Genomic DNA, 22,284 nt, shown 5'->3' with positions numbered 1-22,284 from the left:
CGAGACTGGCGCCCAGCCCACGGTCGAGGACGCGCACCCCGCGGACTCGCTGGACCGCGCGCGGGCACCGACGCGGTGATCAACTGCGCAGGAGTAGGAGGGCGGTGTCGTCGCCCTGGTTGCCGGACGGGTGGGCTCGGTCGAGGAGCGCGTCGGCGATGCCGTCGAGGGTGTGGCCGGCGTGTGAGAGGGCCGTCACGAGTTCGGTGATGTTGGTGTCGTGGTCGGTGCCGGGGGTTTCGATGAGTCCGTCGGTGTACAAGGCGAGGACGGTGGCGGGGGGCAGGGCGACTTCGGTGGTGGGGTAGGACGCTGCGGGGTCCACGCCCAGCAGGGGCCCTGGCGGTACGTCGAGGATCTCGGTGTGCAGGTCGGGGCGGCGCAGCAGGGGCGGGTGGTGTCCGGCGGTGGCCAGCCGGGTGCTGTGGTGGGCGAGGTCGAGATGCGCGTACAGGCAGCTGGTGAGCAGGTCGGGGTCGAGGTCGGTCAGTAGTCGGTTGGTGCGGGCGAGGACCTCGCCGGGGGTGGCGCCTGCGATGGCGTAGGCGTGGACCGCGGTGCGGACCTGCCCCATCAGTCCGGCGGCGCTGACGTTGTGGCCTTGGACATCGCCGATGACCGCGGCGGCCTCGGTGGTCGTCAGGCGGATGAGGTCGTAGAAGTCGCCGCCGATGTCCACGCCGTGGCTGGCGGGCAGGTAGCGCGCGGCCACGTCGAGGCCGGGGATCTTCGGCAGGGTGTGGGGCAGCAGGCGCGCCTGGAGTCCGTGGGCGAGCTGGTGTTCGGCGTCGTACTGCCGTGCTCGGCCGAGGGCTTGCGCTATCAGGGCGCCGAGGGAGGTGAGGAGGGTGCGCTCGTCGGAGGTGAAGGGGTGCGGCTGCTGGTAGCCGAGCACGCAGGTCCCGATGGGGTGCCCGGAGACGATCAGCGGCAGGAACGCCCACGCGGCCATGCCGCCGTCGATGGCTGGGCTTGCTGGGTAGGCCGCGTGGAATTCGTCCCGGGTGGGGAAGAAGGACGGGACCCCGGCGGTCAGACCCAGCACGCTTGGGGTGTTCGCCGTCAAGGGCGTGTGGTTGAGGGAGTCCAGCAACTCGGGGGCGAAGCCGCAGTGGCCGACGACGTGGACCCGTCCGGCCTCGGGGACCAGCAGCAGGAAGCCCTGAGCGCGGAAGGGGACCATGAGGTGGTCCGCCACCAGGTCGACGATGTCGCGGACGGTCGCCGCTTCCGCCAGGGTGCCGGCCAGGCGTACCAGATGACGCATCGCGTCCAAACGGTCCGGCCCGGCGCCGCCATCAGTCGGTGCCGTCGCGGGGGGCGCGTTGTCGGTTGCGCTGATGCGCACGCTGAGGCCAGTGCGGTCAGGGTAGAGCTGGAACAGCAGGCGCCTGTCGGGTGGCCGTACCGCTGTGAACGAGGTCGGCAGTTGGCTGATGGCCGCGTCCTGAAGCCGATGCTCGTAGGCCGGATCATCCAGCCACGGCAGCGCCTCCCGCAGCCGGGTGCCGAGCAGGTGCGGGATGCTGGCGCCCAGCAGGTCGGCGGCGGTGGGGTCGACGAAGGTGATCCTCCCATTCGGGTCGAGGGAGCACGCGCCGTCAGGCAGGCGAGAGAGGAACGCGGCCGGGGGGTTGGCCGAGGCGGGGTTTGTCAAGGTGATGAACCGGGGCTCGGGTGCGGGGCGGAGGGGGTGTCCAGCGTCGGCGGCATCGTGCAGCACCTGCGCGATGCGGTCGCTGGCAGCGGTGAGCGTGCGGCGCTCGCAGGCGCTGAGCTCAGGCGACCGCTCAGGGGGCATCAGCACCGCAAGTGCGCCCCAGGCAGTGTGCCCGCTGGCGATCGGGACGATGGCGTGGGCCCGCGGGTACGGTAGGAACAGGGCGACGTGCGGATAGCGGCGTGCCAGGTCTTCGCTGGAGCTGATCCACACCAGGTGGCGTTCGCGCACCGCTTCAAGCACCGGATCCGGTGTCGCGGTGGCCAGCCGCATGTGCCGCAGCGGGCTGAAGAACTCCGGGGGAATCCCGGCCGTCACCTCAAGGCTCAGCACCTCGCCGCCGCGCTCCAGCAGCACGATCGCCCCTGAAGACGCGCCGAGGCTCCCCACCGCCCCGGTGAGCGTCTGGTCCAGTAGATCCTGGACGCCACCTTGTTCCAGGTCCTCGCCATCCGCCATGGCGGTATCCACTTCGCGAAGAAGACCGCGTGCATCTCCATGCTATGAGGAGGGCCGTGGCAGGTGCCCGCTCGGAATCATGACGGTGTAGCCGAGTGGCGCCGGTCTTGTTGTGCCAGTCGGTTCAACGCCGCTTGTCCGGTCTGGTGGATGCCCTCGCCGGGCGGCCTGATGCCCCCGCGATCGGGAAGGACTCAAACAGAGGCAGAGGCAAAGGGAGGTTGCTGCGATGTCCGGAGCGCCGGAACAGCACGAGTCCGTCCGGTATCTGCCGATCGCGGAGCACGGCCTGATCGGGGATCTGCGCACGGTGGCGTTGGTGGGCACCGACGGCACCATCGACTGGTACTGCTGCCCCTCTTTCGACTCCCCGAGTGTCTTCGCGGCCATCCTGGACGCGGATCGGGGCGGGGCGTTCGAGCTGGCTGCCGCCGTTCCGGCCAGTACCAAGCAGTTCTACTTCCCGGACACCAATGTGCTGATCACCCGGTTCTTCACCGAGGACGGGCTGGGGGAGATCCAGGACTTCATGCCCGTGGCGGACCCCGACGAGGCTGATCGCCCCAGGCTGGTCCGGCGGGTGGTGTGCGTGCGCGGAAAGATCCCGTTCCGGGCCCGGGTGGCCCCCCGGTTCGGCTATGGCGCCGACCCGCACACCGTGCGGATGCTGGACCAGGCCGCCGTGTTCGCCTCCGAGGCACTGTCGCTGACGCTGACCGCCACGGTGCCGCTGGAGTGCGACGAGAAGGACGTGTGGACGCAGTTCGAACTCTCCCAGGGCGATACCGCGGTCTTCGCCCTGGAGCAGGCCGGCGGTCAGGCGCTCCCGGGCCGCTGCCCGCACGCCGAGGCCGAGCGGGAGTTCACCGCCACGGTCGCCTTCTGGCGGCGCTGGCTGCACCAGTCCCGCTACCACGGCCGATGGCGGGAGATGGTGCACCGCTCCGCCCTCACCCTCAAGCTGCTCACCTACGCCCCCACCGGCGCGATCGTGGCAGCGCCCACCACCAGCCTGCCCGAGCAGATCGGCGGCGGCCGCAACTGGGACTACCGCTACGTGTGGGTGCGCGACGCCGCGTTCGCCGTCTACGCCCTGCTCAGGCTCGGCTTCGCCGAGGAGGCCGAGGCGTTCATGGGCTTCCTCACCCGGCACATCGAGCGGCGCGGCGGCGGACCCTCCGGGCCGCTGCAGGTCATGTACGGCATCGACGGACGCTCCGAGTTGCCCGAAGGCGAGCTGCCCCACCTGGAGGGCTACCGTGGCTCGGCGCCTGTGCGAGTCGGAAACGGCGCCGCCACGCAGCTGCAGCTCGACATCTACGGCGCCCTGCTCGACTCCGTCTACCTGTACGACAAATGGTGCCGGCCCATCTCCAGCGGCCATTGGCGTGGGGTGTGCGCCCTGGTGGACTGGGTCTGCGAGCACTGGGACCAGCCGGACGAGGGCGTGTGGGAGACCCGTGGCGGACGCAAGAAGTTCCTCTACTCCCACCTGATGTGCTGGGTGGCCATCGACCGGGCCATCCGCATCGCCCGGCGCCGCAGCTTTCCCGCCGAGCTCGGCCGCTGGGGCCCGGTCCGGGACGAGATCTACTGGCGGATCATGGACAAGGGCTGGTCGCCCACCCGGCAGGCGTTCGTCCAGCACGAGGACGGCGACGTACTGGACGCCGCGGTGCTGATGATGCCGCTGACCAAGTTCATCTCCCCCAACGACCCCGTATGGCTGTCCACCCTCGACACCCTCGGCGAGGAACTGGTGTCCGACTCCCTGGTCTGGCGCTACGACCCCAAGGCCAGCCCGGACGGCCTCGAAGGCGAGGAAGGCACCTTCTCGATCTGCTCCTTCTGGTACGTCGAGGCCCTCACCCGCGCCGGACGCCTGAACGATGCCCGCCTGGCCTTCGAGAAGATGCTCACCTACGCCAACCACCTCGGCCTGTACGCCGAAGAGATCAGCCACACCGGAGAGCAGCAAGGCAACTTCCCCCAGGCGTTCACCCACCTCGCCCTCATCAGCGCCGCCTTCAACCTCGACCGCACCCTGGGCTGACCGCCCCGCTCCGCTCCGCACCGAGGCGCCTTGGGCCGGCAGCGGGGGAAGGCTCTCCCAACTCCCTGTCGCCAGGCTCCTGGCCGACGCCAGACGCACCGAGGATGCTGTCGCCGTCCTCGACCGGCACGTGCCGGCCCACCGCCACGACCTGGCCGGCTACCCCATCGACCTGCCTGTTCCACCGGCCCGGTCCACCTGCCAGCGGCCAGCAGAGCCGACCTACCGACCCGAGGTGCCGTCCGCCCACAGGCCAAGATCAAGATTTGCGGTGGGGGTACTGGGTTCACCATGAGACCGGGTACAGGTTTCATGGCACCGTCCTCCTGCGGTGCCCTACCGTCGTGCCATGACGATTCCAGCTGGACTGAGACGCACGGTCCTCCGGGCACGGCGGGACACCGGTTTCCTTGCCGCTGGTGTGCCGCCGCACCTGGCGCTGGTGCCCGTGTGGGCCTGGGCGGCGACGACTACCGCCAGGACGGGGAACTGGCTCCTCACGGTTCCCACGTCGGCCGCCCTCGTCCTGCTCGGCACCCCGGTACTGACGGCCGTTCAGCGGGCCCGCTACCGGGTACTCATCGGTGTGGACGTCCCCCGGCTCACCCCCACCGCGCCGGAGAAACGGACGTGGGCCTCGACCGCCCGGTGGCTCGCGGCGACGCGGCCTTGGCGCAAGATCGGCTACCACCTCGTGCTGGGCCCGCTGCTCGCGATGCTGGAGCTGCTGGTGCTCGTGCTGACGGCGGCGGGCCTGGCAGGCGCCACCGTCTACGCCTGGGCATGGGCGCTGCCAACCGGAATCCGCCAGGACTGGTTCGGCAACCTGACCCAGCGGCCGGTTTACACAGCGGCCGGACTCCTCCTCCTGTGCGCCCTGCCCTGGACCGCGCGGGCAGTAGTCCGGGCAGAGGCGTGGCTGGCGTTGGGCCTGCTCGGGCCCAGCCGGGCGCAGCGGCTCCAGGAGCGGGTCGATCAGCTGGCCGTGAGCCGGACCGACCTGATCGAGGCCGTCGACGCGGAGCGCCGCCGGATCGAGCGCGACCTGCACGACGGAACCCAGCAGCGGTTGGTGTCTCTCGCGGTCAACCTGGGTCTGGCCATTGCCACCCGCCCGGACCTGCCTGACGCCCGCGAGGTGATCGCGAGAGCGCACCTGGAGGCGAAGGAGGCGATCGCCGAACTCAATGACCTGGTGCGGGGCCTGCACCCGGCCGTGCTCGAAGACCGAGGTCTGGACGCGGCGTTGTCCGGGCTGGCCGCCCGCACGCCCCTGCCGGTGCGGCTGCGGGTCGATCTGGAGGAGCGGGTGGCGCCCAGCGTGGAGTCGGTCGCGTACTTCGTGATCTCGGAGGCGCTGACCAATGCGACGAAGCACGCCAGCGCGATGCGTGCAGAGGTCATCGTCCGTCGGGTGGGCGGGGTGCTGCGCGTGCGCGTTACCGACGACGGGCTGGGCGGTGCCGACGCCGCCGGCGGCACGGGGCTGAGCTGGCTGGCCAAGCGGGTCGGCTCCCTCGACGGGGCCTTCCACGTCAGCAGCCCCGTTGGGGGACCCACCACCATCACCGCGGAGCTGCCGTGCGCGCGGTGATCGCCGAGGACTCGGTGCTGTTGCGGGTCGGCCTGACCAAGGTGCTGGAGATGGGCGGGTTCCAGGTCCCCGCCGAAGTCGGCGATGCGGAAGGACTGTTGGCGGCGGTGGCGGAGCACCGGCCCGAACTCGCCCTGATCGACGTCCGGATGCCGCCGGACTTCACCGACGAGGGGGTGCGAGCGGCGATGGAGATCCGCCGGCGCTGGCCGGGGACGGCGGTGGTGCTGCTCTCGCAGTACGTGGAGGAGCGTTACGCGGCTGACCTGCTGTCCGCGAACACCAGCGGTGTGGGCTACCTGCTCAAGCAGCGGGTCGCCGATGTCGCCGACTTCGTGGCGGCGGTGCGGCGGGTGGCGGACGGGGGCACGGCTCTGGACCCGCAGGTCGTCGCCCAGCTGCTGCTGCGCCGCGACAACGACCCGCTCGCACGGCTGACCCCCCGCGAACGGGAGGTGCTCGGCCTGATGGCCGAGGGGCGCTCCAATGCCGGCATCGCGCAGGCGCTGGTGGTCAGTGAGAGCGCCGTGGCCAAGCACATCAACAACATCTTCGCCAAGCTCGACCTGCCCGTGGTCGACGCGGACCACCGCCGTGTCCTGGCCGTGCTGCGGTTCCTCGGAGCGTCCCGGGCCTGACCGGCTGTTCCCGCCGGCCCGGGGCGATCGCCGGTGGTCGGTGCGTTCCGGTATCGAGGGCACCATCAACGAGTGCGTCCACGGACACGGCATGCGCCGCTGCCGCTACCGAGGTCCCCCGAAGGCCCACCTGGTGATCAGTCCGGACGGCCCCTGCGGAGCGCAATCGATCAGCATTCCAACTGGTTCTGGCGGGGGCAGGGTCGGATCTCCCCGCAGTGCCGCCGGATGCGGAAGGTGTACGTAGCACCACCATCAAGTCGGATAGGAGTGCTACTGCCTCGGGCGCGCGTGAACGACATGCTGATGTTGTGCCCGAGGGGCGTGCACGGGAGGGAGTCAGGTGTCATGGCGAGCACTCAGTTGACCGGCGTTCATTCGCTCCGTCCGGTCCGCGTGGACGCCGGTCCGGGCTCCGGCGTCCCGCTGATCCTTCCGAAGGCCGCGGCCGCTTCGACGCTCCCCCTGCTGCTTCGCCGGGCGGCCACGGTCCTCACCGTGCTCGGGATGGCGATGATTCCCTGGCTGGTCTTCCTGCACACCGGGCTGCCGGCCACCGCTCAGGCCTCGCACTGGGCCTGGACGTGGACGGGTCTGGACAGCTCTGAGGCGCTCGGCCTGCTCGCCACCGGACTGCTCCTCAGGCGCGGCGACTGCCGGGCCTGCCTGACCTCCGCCGCGACCTCGGCCCTGCTGCTGGTCGACGCCTGGTTCGACGCCATGACGGCTGCCCCGGGTTCGGACTTCGAGCTGGCGGTGCTGATGGCGGTCTTCGCCGAGTTGCCGCTGGCGATGGCCTGCGCGGTTCTCGCGACCCGGACCTTCCCTCGGCCGGGCCGCTGAGCGGATCGCGGTCCGGTCCGTTTCGGGAAGTCCCCGGTCTGCCGCAACGGCGGTCCACGGGCGGTTCCTTCGGCCCGCTCGGGCCGACTGCCGACGAAGTCGGCGCTGACGCAAGCGGATCGCACGCAAACACAACTGATCGTCCATCAGGAACGCTTCCGTGGCCAAATCCAACGTTAATGGAGGAATGATGATGAATTCGCGGGCATTGATGGGCGCGGGCGCTGCCGCCGCCGTCGCCACTTGGTGGTTCACCGACTCCGCGCCGTACCCGTACTCCCAGCGCTGGCTGCTCGACCTGCCGCTGCCGTTCCTGACTCTGAAGCGTCTGGACCACGTGCTGCAGGCCCGGGAGGGCGAGAGGATCCTGGAGATAGGCCCCGGAACCGGCCTGCAGTCGCTGCACGTCGCACCGCAGCTGGGACCGAACGGCCAGCTGGACATCGTGGACATCCAGCAGGAGATGCTCGACCACGTGGGCCGCCGGGCCAAGGAGCAGGGCGTCGACAACATCGTGCCGAGCTGCGCCGACGCACATGAACTTCTCTTTGCGGACAACTCGTTCGATGCGGCTTACCTGGTGACGGCGCTGGGCGAGATCCCGGATCCGGCGCGTACGCTGGCCGAACTGCGCCGGGTGCTGAAGCCGTTCGGGCGGCTGGTGGTCGGCGAGTTCTTCGACCGGCATCAGATCCGGCCGTCCTCGCTGATCAGCCTGGCGGAGGGGGCCGGGCTGCGGGTCGCCCGGCTGTACGGTCCGCCGTTCGCGTACTACGCGGTGCTGCGGCCGATCGACGCCTGACGCCGCTCGGGCGGTTCCCGCCCGAGCCGAACCGTAGACCGGACGGCCGTAGCCGTAGGCAGTGTCGTCAAAGGGTCAGGCCCGTGTGAGGAGTGAGGCGAGGGTGGCTGCGGCTCGGGAGGAGACGGCGGTTTTGGCGAAGTGGCCGTACCAAGCTCTCGGCGCCCCGAAGGTCAGGAGGGCTGGTGGGCCGGGGAGTCCGGGTGGGGCCGCATCAACAGCAGGTCCTCGCCCCAGGCGTCCAGCACCGCCGCGTGGCCGGCGGCCCGGGCAGCCGCCTCCACCTGGGTGAAGAGCCGCTGCTGCGACGCCACTTCGCCGGTCGCGGTGATCCGGGCGACGGTGTCCAGCAGGGCGGCGCTCTCCCAGCCGGGCAGCGGGAACCGGTCCAGCTCCCAGGCCAGGTACTTGTTGTAGGGGCGCGGGCGGCGCTCCAGGGCGAAGAGCAGGTCGAGCAGGAATCCGACGCTGGCGGCCGCGTCGAGGTGGCCGGCGAGCGGGTTGCCGTCGCGGTGGTTCTTGACCGAGCGGTAGAGCGCGTTGGCGTAGGCGTCCAGCAGGGCGGCGCCCGACTGGAAGGCCTCCTCGGCGCCGAGCCGTCCCATCGCGGCGACGATCCGGGTGACCTCCCCGTCGCGGCGGTCGACCAGCACCTGGGAGCGGGCGATGGCGTACTGCTCCCAGGCGGCGGGCCGGCGGAACCGTTCGAGGGTGGAGACGACCAGGTCGAGCCGCGCGGGTTGCTCTCCTCGACGCCGAGTTCGGCGCGGGTCAGGCCCCGGGCGCCGATCCGCTGCTCGGCGGAGCGGATCAGCAGCGTGCCGATCCCGCAGGACTGCAGGGCCGGATGGACGCCGAGTTGCCAGAGAGTGCCGGCACCGGGCCTGACCGTGTAGTCGATGCCGCCGACCGCCACCGGGAGCCCGACCGGCGTGCACACCGCCAGGTAGTCGATCTCGCCCGCCTCGGCGCGGCGGATCTGGTGGACGAGCTCGCGTACGTGCCTGGGTGAGCCGGCCCAGGTGCAGGCCGGCAGGTCCGCGTCGGTGAGACCGCGCACCGACAGGTGCAGCCTGATCTCGGTCATCGCCGCATCCCTTCGACCCAACAGCGGCCGTTTCCCATTTCAGCAGGCTGGTCCCGGTGCCGTCCAAGGGGTTTCGGACCGGTCCCGATGTCAGCCGGTGATGTCCGTGCGCGGGGCGCCAGCCCGGTTCGACCGTCGGCTCGGGTCAGGTAGGCCGGGGCGCGGAGTCGCTCGGGCGGCCCCCCGCCTCGCTCGGCACCCAGGCCGTCCGTGCCACGAGTCCCGGCATCCCCCCGTGCCGTCTCGGGGTCGGACGGCCTCGGGGCGGCTGGAGTCAGGGCAGAATCCCGGCCGCATCCCCCGATTCCCCTCTCGCGCGGCCCGCACCCGAGAAGGATGCCTTTCAGGGGGACTGTCCCCTGGACGGGGGCGTTTGCGCGGTGACCGTGCGGCGTCGGTGTCGTGGGGCCCGTAGCGTCGGCATCATGGCGATCGAGGACACGACGGCGGTGATGGTGGGGGTGCGGTTGGTGGACGAGGTGTTCGCCGCGTTGGACGCGGTGAGCGCGGCCCGCACCCCTTTCGAACGGGGGCTGCTGGGGGCCTACCGGTGGGCCGTGGGTGCCCAGGTGGGCGCGCCGGTCACCGCGAACGCCGCCGTCGGCGCGTACGGGCCGTGCAGGGCGCAGCTGCTCGCCGAGTGCCAGGCCGCGCAGGTGCACATTCGGCAGGGTACGGGCCCGGCAGGGGAGACGGAACGGGCACTGGGCGTCTACATGGCGCTGGCATGGTTGTGCGGTCATCACGACGACCTGCCCTGAACCGGCCCACCGTCGATCGCCCTGTCGATCTGGGCCGCCCTGCACGGGCTCGTGACGCTGGAACTGGCGGGGGCTCTCGACGCCGCCACGGCCGAGGCCGCGTTCCACTCGACGGTTCACTCCACGCTGCGCGGATGGACGACCCCGGCGGTGTTCCGCGTTCCTCGCGAAGCCGAACTCGCTTCCTGACGGGATCGGGCCCGTGTCCGGGGTCTCTCGTTACCGGACGGGACCCCGGGTGGCGCCGGACACGGTCGGCCTCGACCGACGCCTCCACCGGCCCGAGCGGTCCGTGCGCGGCCGGCGACTCCAGGGTGGTCGCGATGACCGGTGCGGCGTCGTCGTACTCGCGCCGGCCGTCGCCGCCGTTGTCGTGCAGCCGGACGGTCCACCAGCGCATGGTGCCGGTCCCCGGCCGGCGGGGTGGTTGTCACGTCATGGCCCGGGCGAGGCGGAGCAGGCCGGCGCGCATCCGCTGTTCGCCGAGTTCCGGCAGGAGGGCGGCGACGTGCTCGGCTCCCAGGGCGGCGAGCAGGGCGTGGGCGGTGTCGTCGGGGTCGGGTGTGCCGGCGAGCAGGATCGCCACGTGGCGGTGCCGCCGCCGCCTGACCTTCGTCCTCGTGACGGGTGGCGCGGCCCGCCCTGAGGCCCTCCCGGACGCCCGGGAGGGCCGTGGCCGGCTGCCGGGAGCGCGCCGCCCGCCGGCGTCGAAGCGTGGTCGCCGCCGAACGCGGTTTCTGGATATCGGTGAGGCCTCTCCGGAGTGTTGGAGAGGCCTCACCTGGTCATGCAGTCAGATCCGTGCCGGACTCCGTCCGCCGGGTTCGAGGCGGCCGGGGGCGCCGGTCGGAGGTCGGTCAGCGGCAGGCTTCCCGGCCCTGCTTTCCCGAAGCCATTTCGCCGTGTCGCCGTGTCGCCGGTTCTACGGTGCGTTCGCGTCGGTCATGGTGTCGTCGAGGCCGTACGGGACGCGTGGTGCCGCGTGCCGGTGACGATGAGCGAAACGTTCTGCCCACCGAAGCCGAAGGAGTTGCTGAGCACGGCCTCCTGGGGGACGTCTCGTCGCTCTGCGACGACATCGAGATCGATGTCGGGACCGACGCCGGCCTCGGTGAGGTTGCGGGTCGGTGGAATGACACCGTGCTCCACGCTGAGGACGGCGATGAGTGCTTCGATCGCGCCGGCTGCGCCGAAGAGATGACCGAGCGCGGCCTTGGGGGCTGTCACGGTAGCGTGGCCGAAGACCTCCCTGATCGCGCGTGCCTCGGCGGCGTCGCCGACCGGGGTTCCGGTGGCGTGGGCGTTGATGTGGCTGATCCGCTCGGGAGCCAGACCGGCTTGCGCGAGGGCCTTGCGCATGGCGGAGATCTGACCGGAGCCGTCGGGAGCGGGCGCCGTGATGTGGTGGGCGTCGGCGGCGATGCCGGCGCCCGCGAGCACCGCGTGGACGCGCGCGCCTCGGGCGCTGGCATGCTCGGCGCTTTCGAGCACCATGACAGCGGCGCCTTCGCTGAGGACGAATCCGCTGCGGTCCGCGGCGAACGGTCGTGACGCTGAGGCGGGTTCGGCGGTGTGCCTCGACAGTGCTTGTGCCTGGGCGAAGCTGGCGACGGTGATCGGGGTGGTTGCGGCCTCGGCCCCGCCCGCGATGACCACGTCCGCCTCGCCGGCACGGATGAGCCTGGCCCCCAGAGCGATCGCCTCGGCACCGGAGGAGCACGCCGAGACGGGCGTGTAGGCCCCGGCCCGTGCGCCGTATTCGATGCTGATCAGCGCTGCCGCCGCATTGGGCATGAGCATCGGGACCGTGCGTGGCGAGACGCGCCGCGTCCCGGCCGCTTCCAGTACGTCGTCCTCCTTCAGCAGCGTTCCTATCCCGCCGATGCCCGTGCCGATCGCCGAGGCGAGCCGGTCCGGGTCCACCTCTGGGGTGCCGGCGTCGGCCCAGGCTTCGGCCGCCGCGATGAAGGCCGCCTGCTGCGAGCGGTCGAGCCGCCTGGCCTGTACCGGCAGCAGCAACTCGGCGGGGTCGATCGCCATCGTCCCCGCGACGGTGTCGGGAAGACGGACGTCCTCGTGGCCGCGCAGGACGCCCCCGCGGATGCCCGACGCGCCGGCAAGCAGAGCCTCCCAGGTGGACGCCACGTCTGCCCCGAGTGGTGCGATCGCGCCGAGTCCGGTCACGACGACTTCAGTCCGGTGCATGCCCCTCAACCTTTCTTGTATGCGATACAAGCGAACGGCCCTGTTGTATCACATACAATTTCGCTGTGGAGAAGAAGCGAACCGAAGATCGATCAACGTCGGCTCGGTCGCGTGACCGAGGTCGCGCGACGAGGCGTCGCCTGATCGAGGCAACTGCACGGCTCTGCAAGGAACGGCCCGGCGCCGAAGTGAGCGTCGCGGAGATCGCGAACGCGGCAGGCGTCTTCCCCAACCAGGTCACCTACCACTTCGGCTCCAAGGACTCGCTCCTCGTGCACGCCGCCTTTCTCGGCTTGCTGCACGACGCCCGACGGATCGAACGCATCGGTCGCCAAGCCCCCGACGCGGCGGCATTTCGGCGCAACATCGCCCGCGCCGTACTGGCCATGCCCTCGCTCCCGTCGGTCACGCGAGCGCTCGCCGCCGGGATCTCCAGACCCGAACTCGCCTCCGTGGTCGACCAGCACCTCCAGTTGCTGTTCCGGCAATCCGAGCGTTTCGTGAGCCAGCTCATCGACAGTCGCGGCTGGAGGACCCGTCGACCGCTCAACGTGGAAGCCAGGACGTTCTGGAGCACCGCGCTCGGCGCAGTGCTGCTCGTCCGCGCCGGGGCACATGGCACCGCCGACGACCTCGACCTCGCCGGAGCACTGACCATCCACGACGAACCCGATCCCGGTGACGTAGCCGGTACCAGGCGCTCGATGTAGGAGTCCTTGCTCTCGCGGTGGAGCGGAGCGACGGTCCGGGGCAGCGGCCGCAGCCGCGACGGGGGCAGGGCCGCCGTCATGCCGCGTCGTCCTCGGAGCCGTCCACTCCCGGAGTGGGCGGCTCGAACCGGGTGTCGTGGTCGACGGGGATGCTGTCCAGACAAACCGAGGACTTCGCCCACCGCACCCGGCTTCCCGCATCCGCCGTCGAGACCCTCGCCGGCGCAGGCGCGTTCACGAGCCTGGGGTTGACCCGTCGCCAGGCCCCATGGGGCGCCGGGATGGTCTCCCGGACCGCGACGGACATGCTGCCAGGCACCGCCCCGGGCATCGACGCCCCCGACCTGCCCGACATGCCCCCCGTCGAGGAGACCCTTGCCGACCTTTGGGCGACCGGTACCTCGGTCTCGCCCACCCCGCCCAACACGTCCGCGAACAGCTCCGGCACGTCGGCGCCCGGTGTCGCTGCCGATCCACGTCCGCGTCACCGGCAGCCCGCAGCCGCGGATCGCGAACCGCCACCAGACCCAGGTCAGCCGAGTTCCGCCGACCCGGTGAGTCGGAGTTTGCGCTGGGCCCGTTGGTAGAAGGTGGTGTGGCCGAGTCGTACGACGCGTGCCGCGCCGGGCAGCATCGTCACCTCGACGACGTCGCCCGGCGAGACGTGGCCGACCAGGAGGCCGTCGGCCTCGACGGCGAGATCACCGCTCTGCGGCTGCACCTCCAGGGCGAGCACCTCCCCGCTGGAAAGGAAGACGGACCGGTTGAACGCGGCGTGCGGAGCTACGGGCGTGACCAGCAGCCCCTCGGCGTTCGGAGAGACGATCGGGCCGCCGGCGGAGAAGCTGTAGGCAGTGGAACCGGTCGGCGTGGCAACGACGACCGCGTCTGCGGTGTACGCCACGAAGGGCTGGTTCTGGACCATCACCGCGACGGCTGCGGACCTGTGCCCGGGGCTGCGAAGGAGCACCACGTCGTTGAGTGCCGTCTCCCCGGCATCGCCGAACCGGGCGTGGACGCCGGAGCGGGCTTCCACGGTGAACCGGCGGTCGTCGATGGCGTCGAGTGCGGCGGGAAGCTCCGGCATGTCGACCTCGGCGAGGAACCCCAGGCGTCCGACGTTCACCCCCAGCACGGGCGCGTGGCCACCGACCACGAGCCGCATCGCGCGCAGCATCGTGCCGTCTCCGCCGAGGCTGATCACCAGGTCTGCGCTCGCGGCCATCTCGTCGGCCTCGACCGGTACGGCCTCGCAGCCGATCCGTGCCACCTCCGCCGCCAGCCCCAGGACCTTCGCGCCCCGGGCCCGGCTCCACCGGACGACCGCGTCCACGATGGGCGCGCACGTGCGCTCAGGGTGGAGCACCAGCCCCACTGTGCCGATGAAACCCATCCGGAGCACCTCGATGTCGGTCGGCCCGCCGTCACCCTCTCCCAGTCACGCACAGCCGATCACCACCTTCAAGTCACCGCCACCCCCCGGTGAGCCGGCAGCTCGTCCGGACCCCGCCGGAAATCCTCCCGCTCCGGCTCCAACACCCGGGTGCGCACGAACGCCGCGATCACCGCCGGATCTCGCCGCGTGGAGAACTGCAGCGGCCGCGCCGATCGCCGCCGCCAGGGCGGCCGCGGCGGCCACCCGTCACAATCCTCCGCGCGCGACACCGTGACGCAGGTCACGTCAGGCGCAGAACCCGTGCGCAGCATCGGGCGTCTGGCTCATGTGAGATCACGCAGGAGAGCACTGGACGAGTTGGACGAGGAACGCCTCGTCCGGCTGGTGGCCAGAGGTGACCGCGGGGCGTTCGACGAGTTGTACCGGCGCACGTCGCCGTGGCTGGCGGTGCGGTTGCGCCGTCGCTGCGCGGACGAGCAGATCGTCGCCGAGGTCATGCAGGAGACCTATCTGGCGGTGTGGCGCGCGGCCGGCGCGTTCGCCGGGAGCGCGGTCGGCGGGACGGCCGTCGGGTGGCTGTGGACGATCGCGGCGCGCCGCCTGGTCGACGCGTTCCGGCGCCGTGCCCACCACGCCGAACCGCCGGTCGCCGCTGCCGAACGGGCGGTGGTGCCCGCGGCGGAGGACGAGGCGCTCGCCAAGGCCGTCGGCGGCGAGGTCGGCGACGCCCTGCGGCGACTGGCGCCGGAACTCCGAGCGGTACTGCAGGCCACGGTGCTCGACGGACTCTCCGTCCGGGAGACCGCCGTCCTGCTCAGATTGCCCGAAGGCACGGTCAAGACCCGCGCCCGCCGGGCCCGAATCGCGATGCGGGAGGCACTGAGATGAGCGGGGAACACGCGTCGAGGCGGTTGCTCGACGACTACGCACGTGGTGACGCGACGATGGCCGCGGACACGGTATGGGCGCTCGAGGCGCATCTGGAGACGTGCGCGCCGTGCCGGAGCCACCTGGCGGCCGGTGTGGCCACCGGGGCGCCCGGCATCGCCACGCTCCTCGACACCGTCCGGGACGCTCTCGAACCGCAGCTGGACGCGGCCGTCCCGGCGCCCTCGCGGCGACACCGCCCGAGGTGGGTGGCGGCCTGGCTGACGCCGGCCATGGCGCCGTGGCTGGCCATGACCGTCGTCGTCACCCTGATGGCACTGCTGCTGGACGCGGTCGCGCCGCCGACGTTCTCCGGCGACACCTCTCCGGTGTCGGCGATCGCACCCCTGCTACCGCTGTGCGGCGTCGCCGCATCGTGGTCGCGCGGCCTGGACCCGGCGCACGAACTGACGGCCTCGACCGCCCGAGCCGGCCTGCCCCTGCTCCTGCGGCGCACCACGGCGGTTCTCGTGGTGGTCCTGCCCGGGCTCCTGGTGGGGGGATGGCTGACCGGAACCATGACGGCCGCGCAGTGGCTGCTGCCCTCGCTGGCCTTCACCTCCACCGCACTGGCGCTGGGCAGCGTGGTCGGCGTGACCCGCGCCGCCACGGGGCTGGCGCTCGCGTGGGGCGTCGTCGTGGCACCCGCGTGGGTCACCGGCCACCTCCCCGTTGTCCTGCGGCTTGTCCTCCAGCCCGACCGACTGCCCGTGTGGGGGCTGCTCCTCGCGCTCGGCACCGGTGCCGTCATCGCCCGCAGAAACGCGTACTCAACGCTGTGAAACCATCGTCGACCCTCGAAAGGGACCACCGTATGACGCCCACCACGAGCGCGGCCGGCACCGCGCCGAAAACCTACGCCTGGGAGATCCACGCCAGCGGCCTGAGAGTACGCGTCGGACGCAGGAAGACGGCCGTCGACGGACTCGACCTCTCCCTGGGCATCGGCACCCACGGCCTCCTGGGACCCAACGGAGCGGGAAAAACCACCCTGATCCGGACTCTGGCCACCGTGCTGCGCCCCACCGAGGGCGAGCTGGAGATGCTCGGCACCCGCGTGGGCGCGATGGTCGACCACCGGTCTCTGCGACGTCAAATCGGCTACCTGCCACAGGAGTTCGGCTACTACAAGCGCTTCACGGTGCGCGAGTTCGTCGAGTACATGGCCTGGTTGAAGGAGGTCCCGAAGGCGGACGTCCCCGCGGCCGTCCAGCGGGCCGTGGAACGGGTGGGCCTGGCGGACCGTGCCGACCACCGGATGAAGACCCTGTCCGGGGGCATGGTGCGGCGGGCCGGCATCGCCCAGGCCATCGTCAACGATCCCGCGGTGCTGCTGCTGGACGAGCCGACAGTCGGCCTGGACCCGGCGCAGCGGCTGCGCTTTCGCGAGCTGTTGCAGGAACTGGGCCGCGACACCTGTGTGGTCGTTTCCACCCACCTGGTCGAGGACGTCGCGGCCGCCTGCTCCGACGTGGTGCTCCTCGCCGAGGGTCGCCTCGTCTTCCAGGGCACGCCGGACGACCTGGCGGCGGCGGGCGGCCCCGAGCATCCGGGCGACAGCCCCCTGGAGCGCGGCTACTCGGCTCTGCTCCAGGGCTGCGAGCAGCCGGGAGGCACCTGGTGAACGGACTGCGTGTCGAACTGAAGCGCTCCCTCGCCCCGTGGCCAGGCCTCGTCGTCCTGGGAGGCAGTCTGGCGGTCTTCTGCCTGATCGACGGGATCTGGTGGCAGGGCGACGCGGGATGGACGGCCCAGTGGACCTCCATGGCCCTGTGGACCCGGTCCCTGCTGGCCTTCTGGTGGCCGCTCGTGGTGGGCACGGGGGCGGTGTACGGGCTGCGCGACTCCCGCTCGCGGATGACCGAACTGCTGACGACCACGCCGCTGCCGCCCTGGCGCCGTGCGGCGCTGCCGGCCGGCGCGACGGCAATCGTGCTGGCGTCGGGCTTCGGTCTCCTCGTCCTCGTGGGCGCGGTCCAGGTGGCCCTCGGCGCCACCACCTACACGAGTCTCGGCTGGCTGCCGGTCTCGCTGGTGGCGGCGCTGTCCCTCGTCGCGGGGGCTGTGTTCGGCATGGGCGTCGCACGGGCCGTTCCCTCCGTGCTCACCCCGCCGGCCCTGACGGTGTTCCTCTTGCTGGCGACCCTTCTCCTGCGGCCCAGCAACGAGGGGCTACTTCCGTCGAGCAGCGCGCCGAACCGGCTCGCCCTGCTGTCCCCGGCGACCTCGGAGCCGCGGGAGGTGCTGCTGACCCTGTCCGGCTCCGTGCACCTCGGCCAGACGCTCTGGCTGCTCGGCCTGCTCGCCACCGGTTTCGCCCTGCTGTCGGCCGCGACCCGCCGGGCCCGACTCCTCGCGGTGGCCCCCGTCCTGGTCGGCGCGGCGCTCGCCCTGGTGATCCTCCCGGCCACGGCACGCGACACCTACGTGGTCGACAAGGCCGCCGCCACCTCGGTCTGCGACGGACCGGTGTGCGTGACTCAGGCCAACCGCTCACACCTGCCCGAACTCGCGCCGCGCGGCAGGGACGCGCTGCGCGTGCTGCACGACGCCCTGGGCGACCAGGCGCCCACCTCGGTGCGGGAGGACACCCGGCTGCACGCGCTCGGCGACGACCGCCAGCCTTCCGGCGACGCGGTGCTGGTCGACTTCGACGACCCGCTGATCGCCCGTGCGACGGGGGCGGAACTGACCCGACTCCTGGTCGCCCAGGGACTGGCACCGAACTGCGCACCGCGCACCACGTGGGAGGGCCGGGGGCAGCTCGACATCCCCGTCCAGAGCATCGTCGCGAGCTGGGCCCTCGGCGACCGCCGGTTCGAAGCGCTGCAGAGGCCGGACACCTACGCGTACTCGCCACGTACCTGGGCGGACGCCGACGCCGCCTGGAAGCGGCTGACGGCGATGTCACCGGCCGACCAGCGCTCGCGGATCGCCGAGGTGCACACTGCCGCTCTCTCCTGCACGGGGTACCACGAGCTTTCGATGCTGGCGGGGGAGACGCCGCGATGAGGTGGCTGACCTTGTACGCGCGTTCACGGCGGGTGCCCACCTCGGCCGCCGCGGTCACGCTCGTCGCGCTGGCAGCGTGGGCCCTCAACCACAACGGCGCTGGCCCGATGGGCCTCGGGATCGCGGTCCTGATCCTGACCGCGAACGTGACGGCCGCTTCCGTCGGGCTCGGTGGGCCGGACGTCGCACTGGAGCGCACGGCCGCGATCCGGTGGGCGCCCCGGCGGGCGGCGCACGCGCTGCTGGCCGGCGCGGTCGCAGGGGCGGCGCTGCTGGCGACCCAGGCGGCGGGAGCCGAGCTCGCCCCCGCCGCGCTCGTCGTCCGGGACAGTGCGGGCCTGATCGGCCTGGCCGCGCTCGGGGCGGTGCTGTTCGGGGCACACTTCGCATGGACCCTGCCGATCGGCTGGCTCGCCGTCACCCTCCTCGTCCCGGTTCCGCCCGGCATCGCGGGAGAGGTGGGCGGCTGGATGATCATTTCCCCCGCCACGACGGCGTCCGCCACGACCGCGTGGGCCCTGCTGGCGACCGGCACCGTGCTGTACGCCGCAGCAGGACCGAGACGGTAACGGACGTGCCCGGTACTCGGGGGTGGGATTCCCCCGGGCGATCCGGCCGAGAAGCCGGCGTCATGATTTCGCGAATGGACCGGTGGTGACAAAGCGGTGGAGTTGGTGGGCGAAGCTCTGCGCCTCCTCGGGCGGCCAGGAGGCGAGGGACGCTTCGATGATCGTGACGAGGCGCTGCCGGGTGATCTGCACCGCCTGCTGTCCGGTTTCGGTCAGGGCGAGCAGGATGGCGCGGCGGTCGTCGGGGTCGGGTTCGCGGCACAGCAGACCGGCTTCCTCCAGGCGGGTGGCGCGGCGGGTGACGCCGGAGCGGTCGAGGCCGATCTCGCCCGCGAGGTCGGCTGCGCTGCAAGGGCCCGTCCGGGCGAGCCCGCTGAGAACGGGGTAGGTGGTCTCGTCCACCGCCTCGCCCAAGTTGCCCGTCAGGCGCGCGTACAGCCGTGCTCGGGCGCCTCGTCTGAGCAGGGCTCCAAGAGCGTCGGCGATCTCGTGTCCCACATCGTCAGGCATGACCCGAAGAATAGCGTGCGCGACGCACGCAATCTGTAGTACGGTGCATATGCGTGCTCGAAGCACGCACTTCCTGTCGAATCACGAACCCCGAGGGACCGTCATGACCACCGCCAGCACCCGTACTGACGCCCGCTCCGCCCTGACCGACCTGCTCCTCACCCCGGGCCTCGACCTCGACGAGGCCGCCGACCGGCACTTCGCCCCCGACTACCGCCAGCGCACCGACGGGGAGTGGGCGGACCGCACCGAGTTCCTGGCCCACATCGCCCACCTGCGCACGGTCGTGGCCGGTGGCTCGGTCGAGGTGCACGACGAACTCTCGTCCGGTGACCGCTACGCCGACCGCCACACGATGGAGGTCATCAAGACCGACGGCTCCACCGTCCGCATGGAGGTCTACCTCTTCGCCGAGTTCGCCCCCGACGGCCGCTTCCGCCGCATCGAGGAGACCACCCTCATGCTCGAAGGCGCAGACGCCGACCGGAACCTCGGCAGCGCCCGCTGAGCCGCACTGCCCACCTGACGCCACGAGGCGCGCCGCCTGTCCCAGCACATCGGCGCGCCTCCGGCGCCGCGCATCGTCCCAGGAGTGAGAGGAAGTGCTTGTCATGCTCGACGTGCTCATCGCCGGGGCCGGCCCGGTGGGGCTCTGGCTCGCCGCGGAACTGCGCCTGCACGGGGTGGAGGTGACCGTCGTGGAGCGCCGGGCGGCACCGGACGGGCGGTCGCGCGCGGTCGGCATGCAGGCCGGCACGCTGGACACCTTCGCCACCCGCGGCCTCGCGGAGCGGTTCATCGAACGCGGTACGCCGGTGTCGACCGGTCACTTCGGCGCGGCGACCACCCGGCTGGACTTCTCCACGGTCGGGGCGGTGCACCCGTTCATGCTGGCGCTCGGCCAGTCCGTCACCGAACAGCTCCTGGAGGAGCACGCGGTCGCCGTGGGCGCCCGGGTGCTTCGCGGGGAGGAGGTCGTCTCGCTCACCCAGGGGCCGGACGCTGTCGAGGTGGTGATCCGGGCCGGCGGCACCCACCGGACCGTACGGGCCCGCTGGGTGGTGGGCTGCGACGGTACCCGCAGCGCGGTGCGCCAGGCGGCCGGCATCGACTTCCCCGGCCAGGACACCACCATGACCGGGTGGCTCGCCGACGTCGAACTCGACGATCCGCCCTCCGCGCCGCTCGCCGCCACCGGGCCGGCCGGTTCGTTCCTGGTGGCCCCGATCGGCGACGGCGTCCACCGGCTGGCGGGCCTGTCCACGGCCACCGTGCACCACGGCACCGGCGAACCGCTGACGCTGGAGGAGGTGCGCGAGCAGGCCCGCGCGCTACTGGGACGGGACCTGGGCATCCGCAACCCCCGGTGGCTGTCGCGCTACGGCAACGCCACCCGGCAGGCAGCGCGGTACCGGGCCGGACGGGTGCTGCTGGCCGGGGACGCGGCGCACATGTTCTTCCCGGCGGGCGGGCAGGGTATGAACCTCGGCATCCAGGACGCCACCAACCTGGGCTGGAAGCTGGCCGCCACCCTCCAGGGCCGGGCACCCGACGGACTGCTCGACAGCTACGACACGGAGCGCCGGCCGGCCGCCCGCGCCGTCATCGACAACACCCGCGCTCAACTCGCGCTGTTCGCCGCGGCGAGCCCGGAACAGATCGCGCTGCGCGAGGTATGGTCCGCCGCGCTGGCCGAACCGCAGACCAACCGCCAGTGGGCCCGCAGGATCGCCGGCTTCGACGACCCTGTCCCCGCCGACACCGCATCCGCCGCGCACCCGCTGGATGGCACGCGACTGGCCGGCCTCGTCCTGGACGCGGCCGGCGCACCCACCGCCCACCCGCTGATGCGCCACGGCCGACCGCTGCTGCTCGACCTCGACGGGACGCGGACGCCGTGTTCCGCGCCCGGCCTCGACCAACGGACGGTAGCCGTCAATGCCGAGGATTCACATCCGGTCTGGCGGGACGTCACCGCAGTCCTGATCCGACCGGACGCCCGGATCGCCTGGGCCGGCACCGACACCGACCCGCAGCGCCGCGCCTTGGACTGCCGCGCGGCCCTGCGCACCCTGTGCCGCTGAACGCCGCTCGGTGAGCCCACCCGCCGGCTCCGCCCGGCGTCCCCCGGGCACTGATCACGCCGGATCGGCGCCCGGCGCCTGGCCGCGCGGGGTGTCGTTCTGCATGAATGATCACGAGACAGACGCGGGGTGCCGGTTGCTGAGACACGCTCCTGGCCTGGCGGGTGCCACCCGCCACCGGCACTTTCGAGCCACGCTCACCGACGTCCACCCGACGGCCGCCGCCGTACGCGCACCCGTCGCCCGTCCTGGAGGCTTTCATTCACACGGCCCACTCCGAGTGCGGCAGGTACTGGCACTGACGACGATGACACTGGGTGGCAGCGTGCGATGCGTCCTCAGGGCCGGTAAGCGGTTCACGTGCTCGGTGGTTCCTGGTTGAAGAGCGCTTGCGGACGGTTCCCCGGCCCCGAGCCGCCGCAGTCGCCAGTTCTACGGACAGCGCCGGCGTCCCGGCCCCAGCTGTGGGCGGCCCGACGTGCCCAGCACCGCCCGCCGCCGTCCGAGAGACCCGAAGGCCCATGTGTCGACGAGTGCGACGGGGTGAAGGAGGGATTGTGGCAGCTCTGGCCCGGATGCTGTTGGAGGGCGGGGGTTGCGTCCTGATCGAGGCCCCGGCGGGGCTGGGAGGGCCGGTGAAGGCCGGTCGTGTCGGCGATGCCATCCATGAGCTGCCGGAGAGTCTGCAGGGGGCTCTGCAGCCGGTCACCGAGGCGGCGCGGGCCACCCTCGACGAGCTGCGCAAGGCCTGCCCCGACGAGATCACGGTGGCGTTCGGCGTCGACCTCGCGGTCGAGGCCGGGGCCGTGATCACCAAGGCCGGTGCCACCGGTCATCTGATGGTGACCATGACGTGGAACAGGAATGCGGCCGGCCACCCGGGCGCGGGCGAGAGTCCGGGGTGACCGGTGGAC

At 71.9% G+C, this 22,284-nt stretch carries 21 protein-coding genes and 2 pseudogenes; 16 read left to right on the top strand and 7 right to left on the bottom strand.

What is annotated here, in order from left to right; all coding sequences use genetic code 11:
- Positions 1-79 precede the first annotated feature (79 nt).
- Complete coding sequence (locus HS99_RS27690) at positions 80-2,179, bottom strand: SpoIIE family protein phosphatase (RefSeq protein WP_030556937.1); 2,100 nt, start codon at positions 2,177-2,179, stop codon at positions 80-82.
- Between the two features lie 229 nt (positions 2,180-2,408).
- Between HS99_RS27690 and HS99_RS27685 the strand changes: the two genes are divergently transcribed.
- The 5 genes from HS99_RS27685 (at position 2,409) to HS99_RS27665 (ending at position 8,109) form a co-directional block, all read left to right on the top strand.
- Positions 2,409-4,232, top strand: coding sequence for a glycoside hydrolase family 15 protein (locus tag HS99_RS27685; RefSeq protein ID WP_030556939.1), 1,824 nt, complete (start codon positions 2,409-2,411; stop codon positions 4,230-4,232).
- 349 nt (positions 4,233-4,581) lie between these two features.
- Entirely contained in the window at positions 4,582-5,826 is a 1,245-nt protein-coding gene (locus HS99_RS27680; protein ID WP_030556941.1) for a sensor histidine kinase, read from the top strand.
- Positions 5,814-6,464 (top strand): response regulator, encoded by a 651-nt coding sequence (locus HS99_RS27675; RefSeq protein WP_030556943.1) that lies wholly within the window; start codon positions 5,814-5,816, stop codon positions 6,462-6,464. Before HS99_RS27680 ends, HS99_RS27675 begins: the two co-directional genes overlap by 13 nt.
- A gap of 348 nt (positions 6,465-6,812) precedes the next feature.
- Entirely contained in the window at positions 6,813-7,307 is a 495-nt protein-coding gene (locus HS99_RS27670; protein WP_232543195.1) for a hypothetical protein, read from the top strand.
- 160 nt (positions 7,308-7,467) lie between these two features.
- A complete protein-coding gene (locus HS99_RS27665; protein WP_078938513.1) occupies positions 7,468-8,109 on the top strand; it encodes a class I SAM-dependent methyltransferase in 642 nt (213 codons plus the stop codon).
- 173 nt (positions 8,110-8,282) lie between these two features.
- Here HS99_RS27665 and HS99_RS27660 read toward each other — a convergent pair whose 3' ends face one another.
- Positions 8,283-8,762, bottom strand: coding sequence for a hypothetical protein (locus tag HS99_RS27660; protein WP_050366284.1), 480 nt, complete (start codon positions 8,760-8,762; stop codon positions 8,283-8,285).
- An 80-nt stretch (positions 8,763-8,842) separates the two neighbouring features.
- Positions 8,843-9,196, bottom strand: a pseudogene (locus HS99_RS41705) (GNAT family N-acetyltransferase); the annotation flags it as partial.
- 425 nt (positions 9,197-9,621) lie between these two features.
- Here HS99_RS41705 and HS99_RS27655 point away from each other — a divergent pair.
- Both HS99_RS27655 and HS99_RS41700 read left to right on the top strand, forming a co-directional pair.
- Complete coding sequence (locus HS99_RS27655; RefSeq protein ID WP_043388960.1) at positions 9,622-9,957, top strand: hypothetical protein; 336 nt, start codon at positions 9,622-9,624, stop codon at positions 9,955-9,957.
- Positions 9,958-9,969: 12 nt separating this feature from the next.
- Positions 9,970-10,146 (top strand): annotated as a pseudogene (locus HS99_RS41700) (TetR/AcrR family transcriptional regulator); the annotation flags it as partial.
- A 241-nt stretch (positions 10,147-10,387) separates the two neighbouring features.
- Here the strand turns inward: HS99_RS41700 and HS99_RS41695 are convergent.
- Complete coding sequence (locus HS99_RS41695) at positions 10,388-10,543, bottom strand: hypothetical protein (RefSeq protein ID WP_232543194.1); 156 nt, start codon at positions 10,541-10,543, stop codon at positions 10,388-10,390.
- A 356-nt stretch (positions 10,544-10,899) separates the two neighbouring features.
- The gene (locus HS99_RS27650; RefSeq protein WP_043388963.1) at positions 10,900-12,162 is read right to left on the bottom strand and encodes a beta-ketoacyl-[acyl-carrier-protein] synthase family protein; all 1,263 of its coding nucleotides are present in this window, start codon (positions 12,160-12,162) and stop codon (positions 10,900-10,902) included.
- A gap of 65 nt (positions 12,163-12,227) precedes the next feature.
- On the opposite strand from HS99_RS27650, the gene HS99_RS27645 reads away from it, so the two are divergent.
- A complete protein-coding gene (locus tag HS99_RS27645; RefSeq protein ID WP_046385564.1) occupies positions 12,228-12,872 on the top strand; it encodes a TetR/AcrR family transcriptional regulator in 645 nt (214 codons plus the stop codon).
- A gap of 532 nt (positions 12,873-13,404) precedes the next feature.
- Here HS99_RS27645 and HS99_RS27635 read toward each other — a convergent pair.
- Positions 13,405-14,238, bottom strand: coding sequence for an NAD(+)/NADH kinase (locus tag HS99_RS27635; RefSeq protein WP_232543193.1), 834 nt, complete (start codon positions 14,236-14,238; stop codon positions 13,405-13,407).
- A gap of 414 nt (positions 14,239-14,652) precedes the next feature.
- On the opposite strand from HS99_RS27635, the gene HS99_RS27625 reads away from it, so the two are divergent.
- The 5 genes from HS99_RS27625 to HS99_RS27605 are packed head-to-tail and all read left to right on the top strand — an operon-like array spanning position 14,653 to position 18,776.
- A complete protein-coding gene (locus tag HS99_RS27625) occupies positions 14,653-15,156 on the top strand; it encodes an RNA polymerase sigma factor (RefSeq protein WP_078938526.1) in 504 nt (167 codons plus the stop codon).
- The gene (locus HS99_RS27620) at positions 15,153-15,977 is read left to right on the top strand and encodes a zf-HC2 domain-containing protein (protein ID WP_030556962.1); all 825 of its coding nucleotides are present in this window, start codon (positions 15,153-15,155) and stop codon (positions 15,975-15,977) included. Before HS99_RS27625 ends, HS99_RS27620 begins: the two co-directional genes overlap by 4 nt.
- Before the next feature lie 32 nt (positions 15,978-16,009).
- Positions 16,010-16,819 carry an ABC transporter ATP-binding protein gene (locus HS99_RS27615; protein WP_030556964.1) on the top strand — a complete coding sequence of 270 codons (810 nt, stop codon included), beginning with the start codon at positions 16,010-16,012 and terminating at the stop codon, positions 16,817-16,819.
- A complete protein-coding gene (locus HS99_RS27610) occupies positions 16,816-18,207 on the top strand; it encodes a hypothetical protein (RefSeq protein ID WP_030556966.1) in 1,392 nt (463 codons plus the stop codon). Before HS99_RS27615 ends, HS99_RS27610 begins: the two co-directional genes overlap by 4 nt.
- The gene (locus tag HS99_RS27605) at positions 18,204-18,776 is read left to right on the top strand and encodes a hypothetical protein (protein WP_030556968.1); all 573 of its coding nucleotides are present in this window, start codon (positions 18,204-18,206) and stop codon (positions 18,774-18,776) included. The genes HS99_RS27610 and HS99_RS27605 overlap by 4 nt, the downstream gene beginning before the upstream one ends.
- Before the next feature lie 60 nt (positions 18,777-18,836).
- Here the strand turns inward: HS99_RS27605 and HS99_RS27600 are convergent, their stop codons facing one another.
- Entirely contained in the window at positions 18,837-19,286 is a 450-nt protein-coding gene (locus tag HS99_RS27600) for a MarR family winged helix-turn-helix transcriptional regulator (protein WP_030556969.1), read from the bottom strand.
- A gap of 103 nt (positions 19,287-19,389) precedes the next feature.
- Between HS99_RS27600 and HS99_RS27595 the strand changes: the two genes are divergently transcribed.
- The 3 genes from HS99_RS27595 (at position 19,390) to HS99_RS27585 (ending at position 22,275) form a co-directional block, all read left to right on the top strand.
- Complete coding sequence (locus HS99_RS27595; RefSeq protein ID WP_030556971.1) at positions 19,390-19,794, top strand: nuclear transport factor 2 family protein; 405 nt, start codon at positions 19,390-19,392, stop codon at positions 19,792-19,794.
- 103 nt (positions 19,795-19,897) lie between these two features.
- Entirely contained in the window at positions 19,898-21,370 is a 1,473-nt protein-coding gene (locus tag HS99_RS27590) for an FAD-dependent monooxygenase (protein WP_030556972.1), read from the top strand.
- Between the two features lie 557 nt (positions 21,371-21,927).
- Complete coding sequence (locus HS99_RS27585) at positions 21,928-22,275, top strand: CU044_2847 family protein (protein WP_043388966.1); 348 nt, start codon at positions 21,928-21,930, stop codon at positions 22,273-22,275.
- Positions 22,276-22,284 lie beyond the last annotated feature (9 nt).

The organism is Kitasatospora aureofaciens, assembly GCF_001188955.3.
Classification (GTDB): domain Bacteria; phylum Actinomycetota; class Actinomycetes; order Streptomycetales; family Streptomycetaceae; genus Kitasatospora; species Kitasatospora aureofaciens.
This window is presented reverse-complemented; position numbering and strand designations above follow the sequence as displayed.

What these genes read in the sequence shown, in the direction of transcription:
- HS99_RS27690 (WP_030556937.1), bottom strand. Translation starts at nt 2,179, where the DNA reads ATGGCGGATGGCGAGGACCTGGAACAAGGTGGCGTCCAGGATCTACTG.
- HS99_RS27685 (WP_030556939.1), top strand. Translation starts at nt 2,409, where the DNA reads ATGTCCGGAGCGCCGGAACAGCACGAGTCCGTCCGGTATCTGCCGATC.
- HS99_RS27680 (WP_030556941.1), top strand. Translation starts at nt 4,582, where the DNA reads ATGACGATTCCAGCTGGACTGAGACGCACGGTCCTCCGGGCACGGCGG.
- HS99_RS27670 (WP_232543195.1), top strand. Translation starts at nt 6,813, where the DNA reads ATGGCGAGCACTCAGTTGACCGGCGTTCATTCGCTCCGTCCGGTCCGC.
- HS99_RS27655 (WP_043388960.1), top strand. Translation starts at nt 9,622, where the DNA reads ATGGCGATCGAGGACACGACGGCGGTGATGGTGGGGGTGCGGTTGGTG.
- HS99_RS27650 (WP_043388963.1), bottom strand. Translation starts at nt 12,162, where the DNA reads ATGCACCGGACTGAAGTCGTCGTGACCGGACTCGGCGCGATCGCACCA.
- HS99_RS27620 (WP_030556962.1), top strand. Translation starts at nt 15,153, where the DNA reads ATGAGCGGGGAACACGCGTCGAGGCGGTTGCTCGACGACTACGCACGT.
- HS99_RS27615 (WP_030556964.1), top strand. Translation starts at nt 16,010, where the DNA reads ATGACGCCCACCACGAGCGCGGCCGGCACCGCGCCGAAAACCTACGCC.
- HS99_RS27605 (WP_030556968.1), top strand. Translation starts at nt 18,204, where the DNA reads ATGAGGTGGCTGACCTTGTACGCGCGTTCACGGCGGGTGCCCACCTCG.
- HS99_RS27600 (WP_030556969.1), bottom strand. Translation starts at nt 19,286, where the DNA reads ATGCCTGACGATGTGGGACACGAGATCGCCGACGCTCTTGGAGCCCTG.
- HS99_RS27595 (WP_030556971.1), top strand. Translation starts at nt 19,390, where the DNA reads ATGACCACCGCCAGCACCCGTACTGACGCCCGCTCCGCCCTGACCGAC.
- HS99_RS27590 (WP_030556972.1), top strand. Translation starts at nt 19,898, where the DNA reads ATGCTCGACGTGCTCATCGCCGGGGCCGGCCCGGTGGGGCTCTGGCTC.